Annotated in this window: 1 protein-coding gene; it reads left to right on the forward strand. The window is 67.3% G+C overall.

Annotated features, from left to right (window positions below; genetic code table 11):
- The first annotated feature begins 139 nt into the window (after window positions 1-139).
- Window positions 140-1384: a cytochrome ubiquinol oxidase subunit I gene (locus E1266_RS37250; RefSeq protein ID WP_132055282.1), complete on the forward strand. Its 1245-nt coding sequence runs from the start codon at window positions 140-142 to the stop codon at window positions 1382-1384.
- Window positions 1385-1457: the final 73 nt, after the last annotated feature.

Consider the following 1457-nt stretch of genomic DNA (forward strand, 5'->3'; position numbering starts at 1 on the left):
CATCCCGGGTTGTAGCGGCGGGGTGGTGGCTGCGCGAAAGGTGCAGTGCGGTTGACCGCCTGCGCCTGATTCGCCGGTGAGGGGCGCGCGCCGAGGATTGGGGGGTCGTTTTCGGAGCGGTCCTTGGGGGCGTGTGCTTATGGGTGCGGACGCGTTGTTGCTGGCGCGGGTCCAGTTCGCGTTGACGGCCGGTACGCATTTCATGTTCGTGGCGCTGACCCTTGGTCTGGCGACGCTGGTGGCGTTGATGCAGACGCGGGCGACGGTGTCGGGCAGTGCGGTGCATGCGCGGATGGTGCGTTTCTGGGGGCAGTTGTACGTCATTAATTACGCGGTGGGAATCGTCACCGGGCTGGTGATGGAATTCCAGTTCGGGTTGAACTGGGCGGGGATGTCGCGGATGACGGGCGGGGTCTTCGGAGTGCCGCTGGCGATGGAGACGATCGTGGCGTTCTTCGTGGAGTCGACGTTCCTGGGGTTGTGGATTTTCGGGTGGGATCGGCTGAACCGGTGGGTGCATCTGGGGCTGATCTGGGTGGTGACGCTGACGGCGTACTTGTCGGCGTATTTCATTCTGGTCGCCAATGGGTGGCTGCAGCGTCCGGTGGGTTTCGAAATGGTGGACGGCGCGGCGCGGCTGACCGATGCGGGGGCGTTGCTGACGAATCCGACGGCGGTTCTGGCGTTCTTCCATGTGCTGTTCGGCGGGTTCTTGACGGCGGGGTTCTTCATGGCCGGGGTGAGCGGCTACCACCTGCTGCGGCGGACGGCGGAGGTGGAGTTCTTCCGGCGGTCGATGCGGGTGGGGTTGCTGACGGTGGTGCTGTCGGTGATGCCGGTGGTGATCTTCGGCGGGGTGCAGTTCGCGTATGTGCAGCCGACGAAGCTGGGCGGTGAGTCGGCGGCGGCGGAGGTCGCGCGGTTCACGGCGCGGTTCGGGCCGGACGAGTACATGGCGCCGGGGCTGGCGGGGGTCGGTGAGGCGCTGATGATGACGATGTGGTCGCTGATGATGCTGGTGGCTGCGGTGGCGCTGGTGAAGCTGCCGTTCGGCGGTTGGCTGGTGCGGGGGCGGGTGTTCCACGTGCTGATGATCGTGTCGGTGCCGTTGCCGTATGTGGCGATGGTGTCGGGGTGGGTGTTCCGCGAGGTGGGGCGGCAGCCGTGGGTGGTGTACGGGCTGCTGAAGACGCGGGACGCGTTGTCGGACGTGGGGTCGGGGACGGTGGTGGCGTCGTTCGCGGCGTTCACGGTGCTGTTCGGGGTGTTGTTCGCGGTGAACGCGTGGCTGCTGGTGCGGTTCGCGCGGCGGGGTCCGGAGGGTGCGGGTCTTGGGGCCTCTCCCCCGGCGGAGCCGGCGCCGGTGCTGAGCGGGACGTTGTGACGGGAGCCTGGTGATGGAGTCTGTTGCGGTGGTGTTGCTGGCGGTGTTCTCCGCCGGGTATCTGGTGCTGGCC

Origin of the sequence: Actinomadura sp. 7K534 (assembly GCF_004348575.1) — a bacterium.
Taxonomy (GTDB): Bacteria; Actinomycetota; Actinomycetes; order Streptosporangiales; family Streptosporangiaceae; genus Spirillospora; species Spirillospora livida.